At 70.8% G+C, this 14,623-nt stretch carries 12 protein-coding genes; 8 read left to right on the top strand and 4 right to left on the bottom strand.

The window, feature by feature from the left end; all coding sequences use genetic code 11:
- Positions 1 to 52 precede the first annotated feature (52 nt).
- Positions 53 to 1,549 carry a DUF4389 domain-containing protein gene (locus F1734_RS08275; RefSeq protein ID WP_203011508.1) on the top strand — a complete coding sequence of 499 codons (1,497 nt, stop codon included), beginning with the start codon at positions 53 to 55 and terminating at the stop codon, positions 1,547 to 1,549.
- A gap of 72 nt (positions 1,550 to 1,621) precedes the next feature.
- Here F1734_RS08275 and F1734_RS08280 read toward each other — a convergent pair whose 3' ends face one another.
- Positions 1,622 to 1,819: a CsbD family protein gene (locus tag F1734_RS08280; RefSeq protein ID WP_003935098.1), complete on the bottom strand. Its 198-nt coding sequence runs from the start codon at positions 1,817 to 1,819 to the stop codon at positions 1,622 to 1,624.
- A gap of 110 nt (positions 1,820 to 1,929) precedes the next feature.
- Between F1734_RS08280 and F1734_RS08285 the strand changes: the two genes are divergently transcribed.
- The gene (locus F1734_RS08285) at positions 1,930 to 2,121 is read left to right on the top strand and encodes a hypothetical protein (protein ID WP_010592900.1); all 192 of its coding nucleotides are present in this window, start codon (positions 1,930 to 1,932) and stop codon (positions 2,119 to 2,121) included.
- A gap of 33 nt (positions 2,122 to 2,154) precedes the next feature.
- Here F1734_RS08285 and F1734_RS08290 read toward each other — a convergent pair whose 3' ends face one another.
- Together F1734_RS08290 and F1734_RS08295 are read right to left on the bottom strand one after the other, a co-directional pair.
- Positions 2,155 to 3,171, bottom strand: coding sequence for a magnesium transporter CorA family protein (locus F1734_RS08290; protein WP_010592899.1), 1,017 nt, complete (start codon positions 3,169 to 3,171; stop codon positions 2,155 to 2,157).
- 44 nt (positions 3,172 to 3,215) lie between these two features.
- A complete protein-coding gene (locus F1734_RS08295; protein ID WP_203011509.1) occupies positions 3,216 to 6,710 on the bottom strand; it encodes a serine/threonine-protein kinase in 3,495 nt (1,164 codons plus the stop codon).
- A gap of 161 nt (positions 6,711 to 6,871) precedes the next feature.
- Between F1734_RS08295 and F1734_RS08300 the strand changes: the two genes are divergently transcribed.
- The 3 genes from F1734_RS08300 to F1734_RS08310 all read left to right on the top strand — a co-directional run bounded on the left by F1734_RS08300 (position 6,872) and on the right by F1734_RS08310 (position 9,302).
- Positions 6,872 to 7,231, top strand: coding sequence for a hypothetical protein (locus F1734_RS08300; RefSeq protein ID WP_010592896.1), 360 nt, complete (start codon positions 6,872 to 6,874; stop codon positions 7,229 to 7,231).
- Complete coding sequence (locus F1734_RS08305; RefSeq protein WP_203011510.1) at positions 7,225 to 8,355, top strand: class I SAM-dependent methyltransferase; 1,131 nt, start codon at positions 7,225 to 7,227, stop codon at positions 8,353 to 8,355. Before F1734_RS08300 ends, F1734_RS08305 begins: the two co-directional genes overlap by 7 nt.
- A gap of 95 nt (positions 8,356 to 8,450) precedes the next feature.
- Entirely contained in the window at positions 8,451 to 9,302 is an 852-nt protein-coding gene (locus tag F1734_RS08310; protein WP_203011511.1) for a Bax inhibitor-1/YccA family protein, read from the top strand.
- On the opposite strand, the gene F1734_RS08315 is transcribed toward F1734_RS08310, so the two are convergent.
- A complete protein-coding gene (locus tag F1734_RS08315) occupies positions 9,299 to 10,261 on the bottom strand; it encodes an SGNH/GDSL hydrolase family protein (protein WP_203011512.1) in 963 nt (320 codons plus the stop codon). The genes F1734_RS08310 and F1734_RS08315 overlap by 4 nt on opposite strands.
- Positions 10,262 to 10,394: 133 nt before the next feature.
- Between F1734_RS08315 and F1734_RS08320 the strand changes: the two genes are divergently transcribed.
- From F1734_RS08320 to F1734_RS08330, 3 genes are all read left to right on the top strand, one after another.
- On the top strand, positions 10,395 to 11,780 hold the full coding sequence (locus F1734_RS08320; protein WP_010592891.1) for a cystathionine beta-synthase: 1,386 nt from the start codon (positions 10,395 to 10,397) through the stop codon (positions 11,778 to 11,780).
- A gap of 80 nt (positions 11,781 to 11,860) precedes the next feature.
- Positions 11,861 to 13,015 (top strand): cystathionine gamma-synthase, encoded by a 1,155-nt coding sequence (locus F1734_RS08325; RefSeq protein ID WP_010592890.1) that lies wholly within the window; start codon positions 11,861 to 11,863, stop codon positions 13,013 to 13,015.
- A 198-nt stretch (positions 13,016 to 13,213) separates the two neighbouring features.
- Positions 13,214 to 14,611, top strand: coding sequence for a bifunctional lytic transglycosylase/C40 family peptidase (locus F1734_RS08330; protein WP_026137643.1), 1,398 nt, complete (start codon positions 13,214 to 13,216; stop codon positions 14,609 to 14,611).
- The last annotated feature ends 12 nt before the right edge of the window (positions 14,612 to 14,623 follow it).

Raw genomic sequence — 14,623 nt, forward strand, 5'->3', positions numbered from 1 at the left:
CGTCTACGGTGAGTGCAGACCGCGTGTACGACACTCCGAATCGGAGGCCGCTATGAAGGCCGGCAAGATCGTCATGTTCGTGGTTGGTGTCCTGCTGTCGATGCTCGGACTGGCGTTGCTCGCCGCCGCGGGGGTGCTCGGCTGGGGGTACTTCGTCCAGCGTGACGACGGCTGGTTCACCGCTCCCACCGAGCGCTACCGCACCGACTCGAGCGCGCTCGTCTCCGAACGCATCGACCTGGTCTTCGACGACACGCCCACCGGTTTCGGCGCCGAGGACTTCGGCCGGCTCAGGTTGCGTGCGGCATCGGAGGATCCCGGACGCCCGGTGTTCGTCGGTATCGGCCCGCAGCGGGAGGTCGACGCCTTCCTGTCCGGAGTCGCACACGCCGAACTCACCGACGTCCGGTTCGAGCCGTTCCGCGCCGAGTACCGCGAGATCCCCGGCGACGACCCCGCCCAGGTTCCCGGTGACGAGGACTTCTGGGCCGCGTCGGCTGCCGGACCCGGGACACAGGAATTGCGCTGGGACTTCCAGGAAGGGGTGTGGTCGATCGTCGTGATGAACGCCGACGCCACCCCGGGCGTCGTCGTGGACCTGCAGGCGGGCGCCCAGTTCCCGTTCCTGGGACCCCTCGCGCTGTGGCTGCTCGTCAGTGCTCTCGTCCTGCTCGTGATCGGGGTTCCGCTGCTCGTCCTCGGCGCGGTGGGGCTCGGCCGGCACGGTCCGCCCTCGGCGCACGCTCCGCCGCCGGCCGCCGTCGCCCCGGGCACCTACCCGGTGATGTTGCGCGGCGACCCGGACTCGCCGTCGCGCTGGCTGTGGCTCGTGAAGTGGCTCTTGGCGATCCCGCACTACATCGTGCTCTTCTTCCTCGCGATCGCGCACTTCGTCACGACCGTCGTCGCGGGCTTCGCGATCCTGTTCACCGGCCGCTACCCGCGGGCGCTGTTCGACTTCAACGTCGGCGTGATGCGGTGGTGGTGGCGGGTGGGGTTCTACACCTACTCGGCGCTGGGCACCGACCGGTATCCGCCCTTCAGCCTGCATCGCACGGACTACCCCGCCGACTTCGACGTCCCCTATCCGGAACGTCTCTCCCGGGGACTGGTGCTGGTCAAGTGGTGGCTGCTCGCCGTCCCGCACTACCTGATCCTCGCCGTGCTCGTCGGAGGCGGGGCCACCGCGACCTCAGGCGACTGGGACGACGCGGCGTGGACCTACTCGTGGTCCCTGCTCGGCATTCTCGTGCTCGTCGCGGCGATCGCCCTGCTGTTCACCGCCCGCTACCCGAGCGGGGTGTTCGATCTCGTCGTGGGCATCAACCGCTGGCGTTTCCGGGTGTGGGCCTACGCGGCGCTGCTGCGCGACGAGTACCCGCCGTTCCGGCTCGACCAGGGCCCCCGGGAACTGCACGAGTACGCGCCGCTGGCCGGGCCGCGCGACGACCTCTCACCGGAACCCGGTCGAACGCAGATTCCGCTGTCGAAGGAGCAGTACGGCAACGCGACCTCCGGGGAGCAGGCACGGCCGGGGGAGGGACGCTGACGGCCCCGGAAACGAGCCGTGGCCCCGTCGACGGGGTCGACGGGGCCACGCGCGTGCTTGCGCGCCGCGGCACTACTTCTTGAACGAGTCCTTGACCTTGCCGGCGGCATCGGAGATCTTGTCGCCCGCCTGCTTCAGACCGCTCGACGCCTGGTCGCCCCGGCCCTCGGCCTCGAGGTCGCGGTCGCCGGTCGCGCGGCCGGCGCCTTCCTTGGCCTGACCGGTGACGTCCTCGGCCTTGTGCTTGGCCTTGTCGATGAAATCAGCCACTTCATCCTCCTTCGTCCGTGGTCACTTCCATCCCCGGATACCCCGGCCCCGGCCATGCCAATCCTGGGGGCTCGGGTTTGAGTGCCGGATCGCCGGGGAAAGCCCCCGGCATGGCTACATACCGAGTGATCGACCCCAAGGGCGAAGTGGTGGCGACCAAGGACATCGAGAGCGCGGACGACGCGCACGCCTGGTTCGTGGACTCCAAGGCCGACAACAGCGAGCTGGGCTGGCGGATGGAGGTCAGGGTCGAGGGCGACGACGACTGGCGGTTCTTCGACGACTCCGAAGGCACCACGTAGCCCGAGCGGGCACGTGCCGTACCCGGGCGTGCGTCACAACCAGTTGCGTTGCTTGAACACGATGTAGAGGGTTCCCGCGGACGCGGCGATGACGGCGGTGCTCGACAGCACCCCGCTCCACTGCCCGAAGCCGGGGTACGGCACGTTCTGCCCGTACCATCCCGTCACCGCGGTGGGCACGGCGATGATCGCGGCCCACCCCGTGAGCTTCTTCATCACGGTGTTCAGACGCGCGTCCTGCAGCGACAGGTTGGTTTCGAAGACGGTGGTGATCATGTCGCGCAGGGATTCGGTCCATTCCGTCGCGCGGATGACGTGGTCGTACAGGTCGCTGTACCAGCCGTCGAGTTCGACGGAGTTGCCCCGCTCGGCCCGGTGCCGCATCACCGCGGCGACCACCTCACGCATCGGCAGGACGACACGGCGCAACTGGACGAGTTCCTTGCGTACCCGGTAGGTGTGACGCTGGAGCGCGCGAATGTGCGCGCGCTCGTCGAACAACCGGTCCTCCAGTTCCTCGATCGCGTCGTCGAGCCCCTGAATGGTCTCGAACTGGCCGTCGACGACGACGTCGAGCAGCCCGTGCAGCAGCGCGGCGGTGCCGTGCCGGAGCAGATCGGCGTTGTCGTCCCACCGCCGCACCACCTCGTCGACGTCCAGGCCGGTGCCCCGGTGCACCGTGACCAGGCCGCGGGGGACCACGAACACCGAGACCCGCGTGGTCCTGAGCCGGGACCCGAGCGTGTCGGCCGGCTCACTCCCGTCCGCCAGCGACGTGGCGTAGACGGTGAGGAAGGTGTGAGTGGAGTAACGGGTGACCTTCGTGCGTTCCCCGTGCGCCACCACGTCCTCGACGGCGTGCGGATCGAACGCCAGCTCCTCCGCGATGTCGGTCAGTTCGCGGTGCGTCGGATCGTGCAGGTCCACCCACACCAGGGCGGTCTCGTCCTGGAGGTACTCGGAGACGTCCGCTAGCGGGTAGTTCTCGGCGACGAGCCGTCCGTCGCGCCAGAGCCTGGTGCGGATGTGGTCGGGGACGGCAGCGGTCACGCTCGCAGTCTGCCCTACCCCGGGGTGTTCGGGGCGGCCCGGGCTCACAGCGCGATGCTCGCGCCGCCGGCCTCCGCCAGCCGCACCATCTCGTCGAGGAAGGCCTCGTCCACCGCCGGCCAGTCCGGGGGCCACAACAGGGTGCGCAGCCGATCGCGCAGCAGGGGCAGGAGCGGCACCACGTGGGCTCCCCCGTCGACGAGGTAGCGGAGCATGCCCAGGCGCCCGCACGTCGCCACGGCGGGGGCCAGCACGTGCTGGGCCTCCTCGATCCGTCCGGCGGCGTGCAGGCACGCCACCAGCAGCCGCAGCGCCTGCAGTTCGGCGCGACGGCGGCCGCGTCCGGAGACGCGGCGGTGCCACAGCCGGGCCCACTCGCATGCCACGGCGGCGTCCTCGGGCCTGCCGCTGCCGTAGAGCAGCCGGATGGCGGTGGCGTCCTCCACCTGCGCGGTGATCTCGGCGACGCCGTCGGGGTCGGGGGCATCGGAATCGGGCATCTGTCGCGGGGCGGGCTGCGGCCCCGGCAGGCCGAGCCGCACGCGTTCGTTGACCACCCGGGCACGCAGTCGCGGCAGCCGATAGTCGTCGGCGGCCCGCGCTCCCTCGTCGAGCAGGGCCGCCGCGGCGACGCGGTCACCGCGCAGGGACTTGAGCCGCGCGGCCGTGACGAACCGGGCGATCATGAAGTCCGGTACGCCGCCCTCGGTTCCGAGCTCGTGACTTTCGTCGAGCAAGGCCTCGGCCTCGGTGATCCGGCCCTGTTCGTAGAGCAGCTCCCCGAGCATGGCGGCGGCCAGCCGCGCGGCGTGGGTGTGGATGCCGCCCACTTTGCGCGCGGCCCGCAGTCCCGCACGGAAATGTCCCTCGGCCGCGGCGACGTCGAGCTGCTCGTTGGCCGCGATGCCGAGCAGGCACTGCCCGTACACGCGGCTGAAGGGGCCGTTGGAGGCGCGGTGGTAGGGCTCGGCCCACCGCTGCCGCCGCCGGGCGGCTTCGAAGTCGAACCGGTAGATGTCCACGAAGGTCGCCACGTTCGCCGCGACGGACACCACCCACGGCCGGAAGGCGTCCGGATCGTCCAGGCACGGCGCGACCTTGTCCGCCACGTCGGCGATGCGGTCGGTGGAGACTGCGACGACACCCTCGACGACGTCGGCCTCGACCTGCAGGACCGCGATGTCCTCCGCCGCCGCATTGCAGCAGCTGAAACATCCCCGCGCCGCCGCGAGTGCGGTGCGGGTCTGGTTGGCCCGCTGCAGCAACGCGTTCGCCCACGCCACCGTCATCTGCAGCCGCGGGTGCGTGGCCACCACGCGGGGCGGTAGCTTCGCGACCAGCGCCAGCAGAGTCGTCATGTGGGAGTGCTCGATCAGGAACATCCCGTCGGCGGCGATGATGTCGACGGCGAGTTCCTGGTCGTCGGCGCTGAGCGCGTGGTCCACGGCCTCGCGCAGCATGTGCTGGTGTGCGAACCATTGCGCAGCGGCACGATGGAGCGGCTCCACGCGTTCGGGATGATCACGCTCGAGCCGACGGCGCAGGAAATCCGCGAACAGCCGGTGGTAGCGGAACCAGCTGCCCTCGTCGTCGACCCGGCGCAGGAACAGATCCCGGGCCTCGATCTGCTCGAGCATCGCCTGTCCGTGCAGGTCGCCGGTGAGCGCGGTGGCGAGGCTGCCGGTGATCTCGTCGGTGACGGACGTCGCGAGCAGGAACTCGTACACCTCCGGCTCGAGGGTGTCGAGCACGTTGTCTGCGAGGAACTCGCCGATGGCGTGGTGGCGGCCCGAGAGGTTCTCGATCAGATCGGTCGGGTCCTCGCTGTCGCGCAGGGACAGGGACACCAGTTGCAGCGCGGCGACCCAGCCGTCGGTGACTTCGGTCAGGCCCCGGATGTCCTCGAGTCCGAGGTCGAGGCCGCTCACGTCGCGTAGGAAGCCCTCGGCTTCCTCGGCGTCGAACCGCAAAGCCTCGGAGTCGATCTCGACGAGCTCGTCGAGGACCCGCATCCGGCTGAGCGGCAGCCCGGCCCGGCTTCGGCTGGTCACCACGAGCTGCAGGTGATGACATCCTCGGTCGAGGAGGAAGTCCAGTGCCGCGACGGTTCCCGGTGCGGTGACGAGGTGCCAGTCCTCGATCACCAAGGCCATCGGGGTCTCCTCGTGATGGATCTCGTCGATGAGGGTGGACAGGACGTACCGTTCGGCGTCGTCGCCGTGGGCCTCGAGCACCTGCCGCAGCTGGCGGGCGAACTGCGGACGCACCTGCCGGAACGCCTCGATCAGATGGGTGAGGAACCACACGACGTCGTTGTCGTCCCGGTCGACCGCGAGCCAGGCCACCGCGACGCCCTCGGCGGTGAGGACCTCCCGCCACTGTGCGGCCAGCGTCGACTTCCCGAATCCGGTCGGGGCATGGATCGCGACGAGGCGGCGGCGGCGGGCGAGGCGCAGCCGGTCGATGAGGTGGGTGCGCGGGACCAGCGGTCGGCTGGCGGCGTGCGGCCGGAACCGGGTCACCGGCACCGGCGGCGTGGTGATCGAGGTGGGCGTGAGGTGGGGTCCGGTGGTGTGCGGGGTTCCCGGGACGGGCAGCGGCCCGGGTCCGTCCGGATCCGCGGGCAGCGCCATCTCGTCCACGTCGCAGCCGCCCCGCTCCTGGGCCCGCTGCAGCAACTCCCCGAACTCCGCGGCGGACTGCGGACGGGCATCCGGATCGGTGGCCATGCCGCGTTCCAGGGCAGAGCACACCTCCTCGGGGACACCGGTGCCCCGCAGGTCCGGGACCGGTTCGGTGGTGATCCGCAGGAACTGCGTGACCACCTGTTCCCCGCGTCGCCGCTCGAAGGCCGCATGCCCGGTCAGTGCGCAGAACAGGGTGGCGGCCAGACCGTAGACGTCGGCGGCCGGGGTCGGCGGCGCGCCGGCCAGGATCTCGGGCGCGGTGAAGGCGGGGGAGCCCGTGATCGCGCCCGACGAGGTGCGGAAGCCGTCCGCGATTCGGGCGATGCCGAAGTCGGTGAGCTGCGGTTCGCCGTACTGGGTGAGCAGGATGTTCGCGGGTTTGACGTCGCGGTGCAGCACGTCGGTCCGGTGCGCCGTCTCGAGCGCGCCGGCGAGTTTGACGCCGATGCGCAGCACGTCCGGCCACGGCAGCGGCCCGTAGCGGCGGATGCGCGCCTCGAGCGAGTCGTGGGGGTGGTAGTGCATGACCAGGTAGGGCCGGCCGCTGCCGGTGGTGCCGACCTGCAGGACGGTGACGATGTGCGGATGCCCGGAGAGCCGGCCCATCGCGCGTTGCTCGCGGAGGAACCGGTCGAGGTTGTCGGCGTCGAGCGGGGCGGTGAGCACCTTCACCGCGACGGTGCGCTCGAGCGCCGTCTCCCGGCACCGGTACACCACCCCGAAGCCACCACGGCCGATCTCGGTTGCCTCGGCGAACCCCGCGAGGCGCAGATCCTCGACGGTCTCGTCCTCCGCCGCGGCGACGTGGGAGACCGTGGCTCGCTGGGTGGCGAGGGGATCGTTCTCTGCCATCGGGGCACTCACCTCATGTGGATTCCTCCAGGATAGTCCCGGGTGTGGCGGGCACGACACGGATGGATCGCCGGTTCTCCATTACCGTTGTCCGGCCGGGGCTCCCGGCAACGACGGCCGGATCTTCCGGGAAACGACACTGCGATCGGAATTGGGAAACGATGAAGAAGACTCTCGCGGCGCTGTTCGGTACGGGTGCGGTGCTGCTCGCGGCGGCCTGCGGCTCGTCCGGTGACTCCGGCTCCGCAGCCGAGGGGACCACCGAGTCCACCACCGCCGCGCCGAGCACGAGCCAGGTCACCGGAAGCACGGGCATCGAGCTGGGCCAGAGCTACGACGAGATCTGCGGCGCCCTCGTGCCGTACTTCGACCAGCTCGAATCCTGGGGACAGGACCGCACCCAGGCTGCTGCCTCCGTCGCCGACGCGCAGAAGTCGCTGCCGGCGTGGGCGGAGCTGAGCGAGGAGCAGCAGGCCGACACCCTGCGTGCCATCGAGAACGCCGGCAAGGGGCAGTGCTGACCGGCGACGAGCTGTTCGCCCGGTTGCGGCGCCTCCCCGACGTGGAGGCGCCCAACCTGGTCGCCGTCGACGCCGCCGACCGGTTGATTCTCGACGAGGCCGGTGCCGCGCTCGCCGCGGCGCCGGCCGGGACCGTCGCGGTGATCGACGACCACTACGGGGCTCTCACGCTCGGCGTCGCCGTGCGGCACTCCGCGTCGGGGATCCGGGTTCACCAGGACTCGGTGGTGGGGGAGCGGGCCCTGGCCGCGAACGCCGCCCGCGAAGGACTGACCGATCGTTACACCACGCACGACCTCGGCAGCGACCTGCTCGCCGGGGTCCGGGTGGTGCTGCTGCAGTTGCCGCGGTCGCTCGCCGCGCTCACCGAGATCGCCGAGGCCGTCGCCCGGTATGCCGATCCCGGTGTGACGGTGTTCGCCGGGGGTCGCGACAAGCACATCACGCCCGCGATGAACGAGGTACTGGCCCGGTGCTTCACGGAGGTACGCGCCTCCCGCGGCCGGCAGAAGTCGCGGGTGCTCACCGCCCGCGGCCCGATCGCGACCGAGCCGACCTACCCGGTGACCGGCACGGTGCCCGAGGCGGGGCTGACCGTCGTCGCGCACGGGGCGGCGTTCGCCGGCCCCCGCCTGGACATCGGCACCCGGTTCCTGCTGGGCTTCGTGCCCCGGTTGCCGCGCGACGCGAGGACCGCCGTCGACCTCGGCTGCGGCACCGGCATCCTGGCCGTCGCCGCGGCCCGGCAGCTCCCCGGCCTGCGGGTGACCGCCACCGACCAGTCGGCCGCGGCGGTCGCCTCGGCCGCCGCCACCGCCGCCGCGAACCACGTCGCCGACCGGGTCGACGTACTGCGCGACGACGTCGCCGGGACGCTGCCGGACGCCTCCGTGGACGTGGTGTTGTGCAATCCGCCGTTCCACGTCGGCGCCGCCGTGCACACCGGTGCCGCCGTGAAGATGTTCGACGCGGCGGCCCGGCTGCTGCGTCCGGGCGGGGAACTGTGGACCGTCTACAACACCCACCTGAACTATCGTGGGATCCTGCAGCGGACGATCGGCCGCACGGAAGTTGCCGGACGCAACCGTAAGTTCACCGTGACCAGGTCCGTGCGCACCCGGTAGAGTCCGGTTTGTCCGTGCTCGGCTCGGGTCCGGGAACTCCCGGCGTCCGCGGATCGTTGAACGGACAGAACCGACCACCAGAAGGGATGTGCACGGTGCGCACCACCAGTAACCCGGTGTTCCGCAACCTGCCCAAGCAAGAGGGCGGCGGATACGCCACGTTCGGCTCTGCGACGGCGGGCGCCGCGCAGGTCACCCAGCAATTCGGCCAGCCGCAGTACGCGCCGACGGATCCGTGGGCCCGGCCCACCACCGAGCGGTCGATGACGATCGACGACGTCGTCACCAAGACCGGCATCACACTCGGTGTGCTGGCGGTCTCCGCGCTGATCTCCTACGTCCTCGTCAACGGCAACGTGAACCTCGCCGCGCCGTTCGTCATCGGCGGCGGTCTCATCGGCCTGGTCCTGGTCCTCGTGGCCACCTTCGGCCGCAAGATGGACAACCCGGCCATCGTCTTGGCCTATGCCGTGGCCGAGGGCTTCTTCCTCGGCGCGCTCTCGTTCATGTTCACCGACATCACCTTCGGTGGCGCCGGTGGCGGAACCCTGATCGTCCAGGCGGTGCTCGGCACGTTCGGCGTGTTCTTCGGCATGCTCGTCGTCTACCGCACCGGGGCGATCCGCGTGACCCCGCGCCTGACCCGCATGATCGTCGGCGCCCTGATCGGCGTCCTCGTCCTGGCGCTGGGCAACCTCGTTGCGAGCTTCTTCATCGACGGCGGCCTCGGCCTGCGCGACGGCGGCACCCTGGCGATCGTCTTCAGCCTCGTCTGCATCGGCATCGCCGCGTTCAGCTTCCTGCTGGACTTCGACGCCGCCGATCAGCTCATCCGCGCCCAGGCGCCGGAGAAGGCCGCATGGGGCGTCGCCTTCGGTCTGACCGTCACCCTGGTCTGGCTGTACGTCGAGATCCTGCGCCTGCTGTCGTACTTCCAGAACGACTAGCCCAGCTCTCCGGCCACCGTGCCGACCGCGGGCCCCGGGAACACCCGTTCCCGGGGCCCGCGGCGTGTCCGGGGCAGCCACAGCCGCGCGGCCGCCGACGTCTGCGGCGGCACCGGCACCGGGCCGCCGGACCAGAGACCGAGCCCGGCGGCCAGCACCGGCAGCAGGTGACCGGCTGCAAGCTCGTATCCCGCGGCCGAGGGATGAAATCCGTCCGCAGAGAACAGGTGGTCGGGCGCGGACAGGAACTCGGGCGTCAGCAGGTCGGCCAGCGGCACCGGCTGCCCGCCGGCCGCGCGCGTCGCCGCGGCCTGCGCGCGGGCCAGTTGCCGCCCCCACGTCCGTACCACGGTGCGCAGCGGCTGGGGAATCGCACCGACCACCCCCAGATCGGGACACGTACCGACGACGACGACGGCGCCGCTCGTGCGCAGACGCCGCACCGCCGAGCCCAGTCGCTGTGCCGAGCGGTGCAGCGACAGTTTCGCGGTCACGTCGTTGGCCCCGACCAGGATCACGGCCGCGTCGGGCGGCGGACCCGCCACGTACATCGCGTCGACCTGCCCGGCCAGTCCCCGCGACGTGGCGCCGGCGATGGCCTTCGTACCGAGCCGGACGCTGCGGCCCGACTCGTCGGCCAGCGCCCTGGCCAGCAGCACTCCCGGCACCTCCGCCGCGCTCGCGCAGCCCAGGCCGGCCGCCGTCGAATCCCCGAAGATCATCAGGTGCAGGTCGAACGGCACGCCGCGGCGCCACGGCACCGGGGACCGCGCTCCGGGCAGGTACACCCCGTCCGCCTCGGGCGGCTTCGCCCAGGTACGGCCGATGACACCTCTCGCTACCGTCGCCTGGCGCATCAGGTACGTGTACGTGAGCCAGGAGGCGCCGCCGGCGCCGGAGCCGGCGGCGACGGCCGTCGCGCCGGCCAACGCCGCGGTGCGCCACGAGGTTCGGGGCACGGGAGATCACCTTTCCGAGCAGACGGCCCTGGAGTTGCAGACGGCCCTGAGGTTGCCGTGTCCAGTGTGCGTCGAATCCGCCGCTCGAGCAGCCGGAACGCCGTCGGGTACCGGCATCTGAGACCATGGAGGAATGCGCATCGCGGATTCCGTCGTCGACCTCATCGGAAACACCCCGCTGGTCAAGCTCAACTCGGTGACGACACCGGGTTCGGGCGTGGTCGCGGCGAAGATCGAATACCTCAACCCGGGCGGCAGCTCGAAGGACCGCATCGCGGTCAAGATGGTCGACGCCGCCGAGAAGTCCGGTGCACTGAAGCCGGGCGGCACCATCGTCGAACCGACCTCCGGCAACACGGGGATCGGTCTCGCGCTCGTCGCCCAGCAGCGCGGCTACAAGTGCGTGTTCGTGTGCCCCGACAAGGTCAGCGAGGACAAGCGCAACGTGCTGCGCGCGTACGGGGCCGAGGTCGTGGTGTGCCCGACCGCGGTCCCCCCGGAGCACCCCGACAGCTACTACACCGTCTCCGATCGTCTCGCCCGTGAACTGCCGGGTGGATGGAAGCCGGACCAGTACTCCAACCCGGCCGGTCCGGAGAGCCACTACGAGACCACCGGTCCCGAGATCTGGCGCGACACCGACGGCAAGGTGACCCACTTCGTCGCCGGCGTCGGCACCGGCGGCACCATCACCGGCACCGGCCGCTACCTCAAGGAGGTGTCGGGCGGCACGGTCAAGGTGATCGGCGCCGACCCGGAGGGCTCCGTGTACTCCGGCGGCACCGGTCGCCCGTATCTCGTGGAGGGCGTCGGCGAGGACTTCTGGCCGAGCGCCTACGATCCGTCGATTCCCGACGAGATCATCGCCGTCTCCGACGCCGACTCGTTCGACATGACCCGCCGGCTCGCCCGCGAGGAGGGCCTGCTCGTCGGCGGGTCGTGCGGCATGGCCGTCGTCGCCGCCCTGCGGGTCGCCGAGCGCGAGGGTCCGGACGCCCTCGTCGTGGTGCTGCTGCCCGACGGTGGGCGCGGTTACATGTCGAAGATCTTCAACGACAACTGGATGGCCTCGTACGGTTTCCTGCGGGCCCCGCTCGACGGCAAGCCCGACGATTCGACCGTCGGCGACGTCCTGCGCAGCAAGTCCGGCGAGCTGCCCGCGCTGGTGCACACGCATCCGTCCGAGACGGTCCGCGACGCCATCGAGATCCTCCGCGAATACGGGGTCTCGCAGATGCCGGTCGTGGGCGCCGAGCCGCCCGTCACCGCCGGTGAGGTCGCGGGCAGCGTCAGCGAGCGGGAACTGCTCAGCGCGGTCTTCGAGGGCCGCGCCCGGCTGGCCGACCCCGTCGCGAAGCACATGAGCCCGACCCTGCCGCTGATCGGCGTCGGCGAGTCGATCGCCGCCGCCACGAAGGCGTTCGGCGACACCGACGCGCTGCTGGTCATCGACGACGGCAAGCCCGTCGGGGTGATCACCCGCCACGACCTGCTCGGGTTCATCAGCGCCGGCTCCTGACGCCTTTCCCGCGGTGACCCACGGGCCGGGGAATGTTCCCCGGCCCGTGGTTCTTCCGCCCCCCGACTACGCTGAGCGGCATGAGTGAGCAGCGCAGCCACGGATTCTCCACCCGAGCGGTCCACGCCGGATACGATCCCGACCCGGCCACCGGTGCCGTCAACGTTCCCATCTATGCGAGTTCGACGTTCGCGCAGGACGGCGTCGGCGGGATGCGCGGCGGATTCGAGTACGCCCGCACCGGCAACCCCACCCGCAAGCCGCTCGAGGCGAATCTCGCGGCCATCGAGGCGGGAACGTTCGGCCGGGCCTTCAGTTCCGGCATGGCCGCCACCGACTGCCTGCTGCGTTCGGTGCTGCGCCCCGGCGATCATCTCGTCATCCCCAACGACGCCTACGGCGGCACCTTCCGGCTGATCGACAAGGTGTTCACGCAGTGGGGCATCGAGTACACGCCGGCGCCGATCTCCGACGTCGACGCCGTGCGAGAGGCGATGCGGCCCACCACCAAACTGGTGTGGGTCGAGACCCCGACGAACCCCCTGCTCAACATCGGCGACATCGCGGCACTCGCCGACGTCGCGCACACCGGTGGGGCGAAGATCGTCGTCGACAACACGTTCGCGTCGCCGTACCTGCAGCAGCCGCTGACCCTGGGTGCCGACGTCGCGCTGCACTCGACCACCAAGTACCTCGGCGGCCACTCCGACGTCGTCGGTGGTGCGCTGGTGACGAACGACGAGGAGCTGGACGCGAAGTTCGCGTTCCTGCAGAACGGCGCGGGCGCCGTCCCGGGCCCGTTCGACGCGTACCTGACGATGCGCGGTATCAAGACGCTGGCCCTGCGCATGGAACGGCACAGCGACAACGCCGAGAAGATCGTCGAGTTGCTCGACGGGCATCCCGCCGTCACCCGGGTGATCTACCCCGGCCACGAGTCGCATCCGGATCACGCCGTCGCCTCGAAGCAGATGCGCCGGTTCGGCGGCATGATCTCGCTGCGTCTGGCCGGGGGCAAGCAGGCCGCCCTCGACTTCTGCGCACGCACCGAGATCTTCACGCTCGCGGAGTCCCTCGGGGGTGTGGAGTCGCTGATCGAGCACCCGGGCGCGATGACGCACGCCTCGACGGCCGGGTCGCTGCTCGAGGTTCCGGACGATCTGGTGCGCCTGTCGGTGGGTATCGAGGATGCCGCCGACCTCCTCGCGGACGTCGAGCAGGCGCTCACGGCCTGACGGGGCGTCGGCCGGCCGGGTGTGCGAGCGGCGACGACCATGTTGCTGTAACTTCAAGTCCCGTGTGTGTGGCGCGTCACAAGTCCGGAACTAGAACGCGTTCTCGCATATATATGATATGGATGTAACGAACCGCATCGGTGATCGAGATCACACAGTACGGTGAAGTCGTTCGTCAGAGGGATGGGGAGTTCGCGAATGTCAGTTGACCCGTCGGCGGTGATTGTGGCGGTAGCCACGGCGGCGAGCGCCCTGGTACAGGGAGTGGACATCCCGGAGCATCTGGAGGAACAGGTCACGCAGGTGATCGAGTCGTTCCAGGCGTCCGCCGAATCGTCGGCCGCGGCCACCGATCAGCAGGTCACCGACCTCGTCGCGGCGCTACCCGAGCCGATGCGCCCGGCCGCCGAGCAGGCCGTGGCGGATGCGACGTCGGCCGCGAAGGACGCGCTGATGCCGCATCTGCCGCCGGAGGCGGTCGCGGTGCTCGAACCACCGGCCGAGAATCCGGTACAGGCCGCGCCCCCGCAGGCGCCGTCGGTGCTGGCCCCGGCCGCGCCGGCGGGGCGGCCGTCCGTGTTCGGCGCCCCCGCCCCCGGCGCTGCGACGGGCAGCGGTGCGTGGGGGTCGGCACCGGGCGGGGTGGGGACCGGCGGCGCGGCGGTGACGTTGCCGTCGATCCCGGCGATCCTGCCCGGCACGAACCTGGCGCCGATCGGGGCGATCGCGGTGTTCGCGCCGTGGCTGCGCAAGGCCGGGAAGTTGTGCGAGGGGGTCGGGGCGCCGGTGCTGGCGGCGTTGTATTCGGCGGAGAACGGTTTCCGGTACGGACCGAGCGCCCCCGTCTCGCCGGTGGGTGCGAAGGGGCCGGGGCAGTTCATGCCCGGTACGTGGGATGCCTACGGCAAGGACGCCGACGGGGACGGGCGGGCCGACGTGCTCGGCATCGCCGACCCGGTGATGGCGTCCGGGAATCTGCTGTGCGACAACTACCGGCAGATCGAGCAGTGGAAGGCACAGGGGGTGGTGCGCGGCGACACTCTCGACCTCACGCTCGCGGCGTACAACGCCGGTCTCGGGGCCGTGCGCCGATCCGGGGGCATGCCGTCCGGCCTACCGGACTACGAGAACCAGACCAAGCCGTACGTGGCGAAGATCCGGGCGACCGAGATGGTGTTCGCGCGGCTGCTCTCGCCGTTCTTCGGGCTCGGGTTGCCGGGGATGACCGAGACCGGCAACCGGGTGGTGGATCTGGCGTTCCGGTATCTGGGGCTGCCGTATGTGTGGGGCGGCGGCAACATCAACGGTCCGTCCGGCGGCGGGTTCGACTGTTCGGGCCTGACGTCGTACGCGGTGTACGCGGCGACGGGGGTGACGTTGCCGCGTACGTCGCAGACGCAGTGGCGGGTCGGCACCGAGATTCCGATCGAACTGGCCCGGCCGGGAGATCTGGTGTTCGGAAACTGGCAGTCCGACGGACCCGGGCACGTGGGCATCTACATCGGCGGCGGCCAGATGGTGCATGCCCCGACGTTCGGAGACGTGGTGCGCGTCGGCGCGGTCTTCCCCGGCATGAAGGCCCGTCGCCTGATCTGAGGTGCCGTACGC

This window comes from Rhodococcus ruber, assembly GCF_016804345.1.
In the GTDB taxonomy this organism is placed as follows: domain Bacteria; phylum Actinomycetota; class Actinomycetes; order Mycobacteriales; family Mycobacteriaceae; genus Rhodococcus; species Rhodococcus ruber.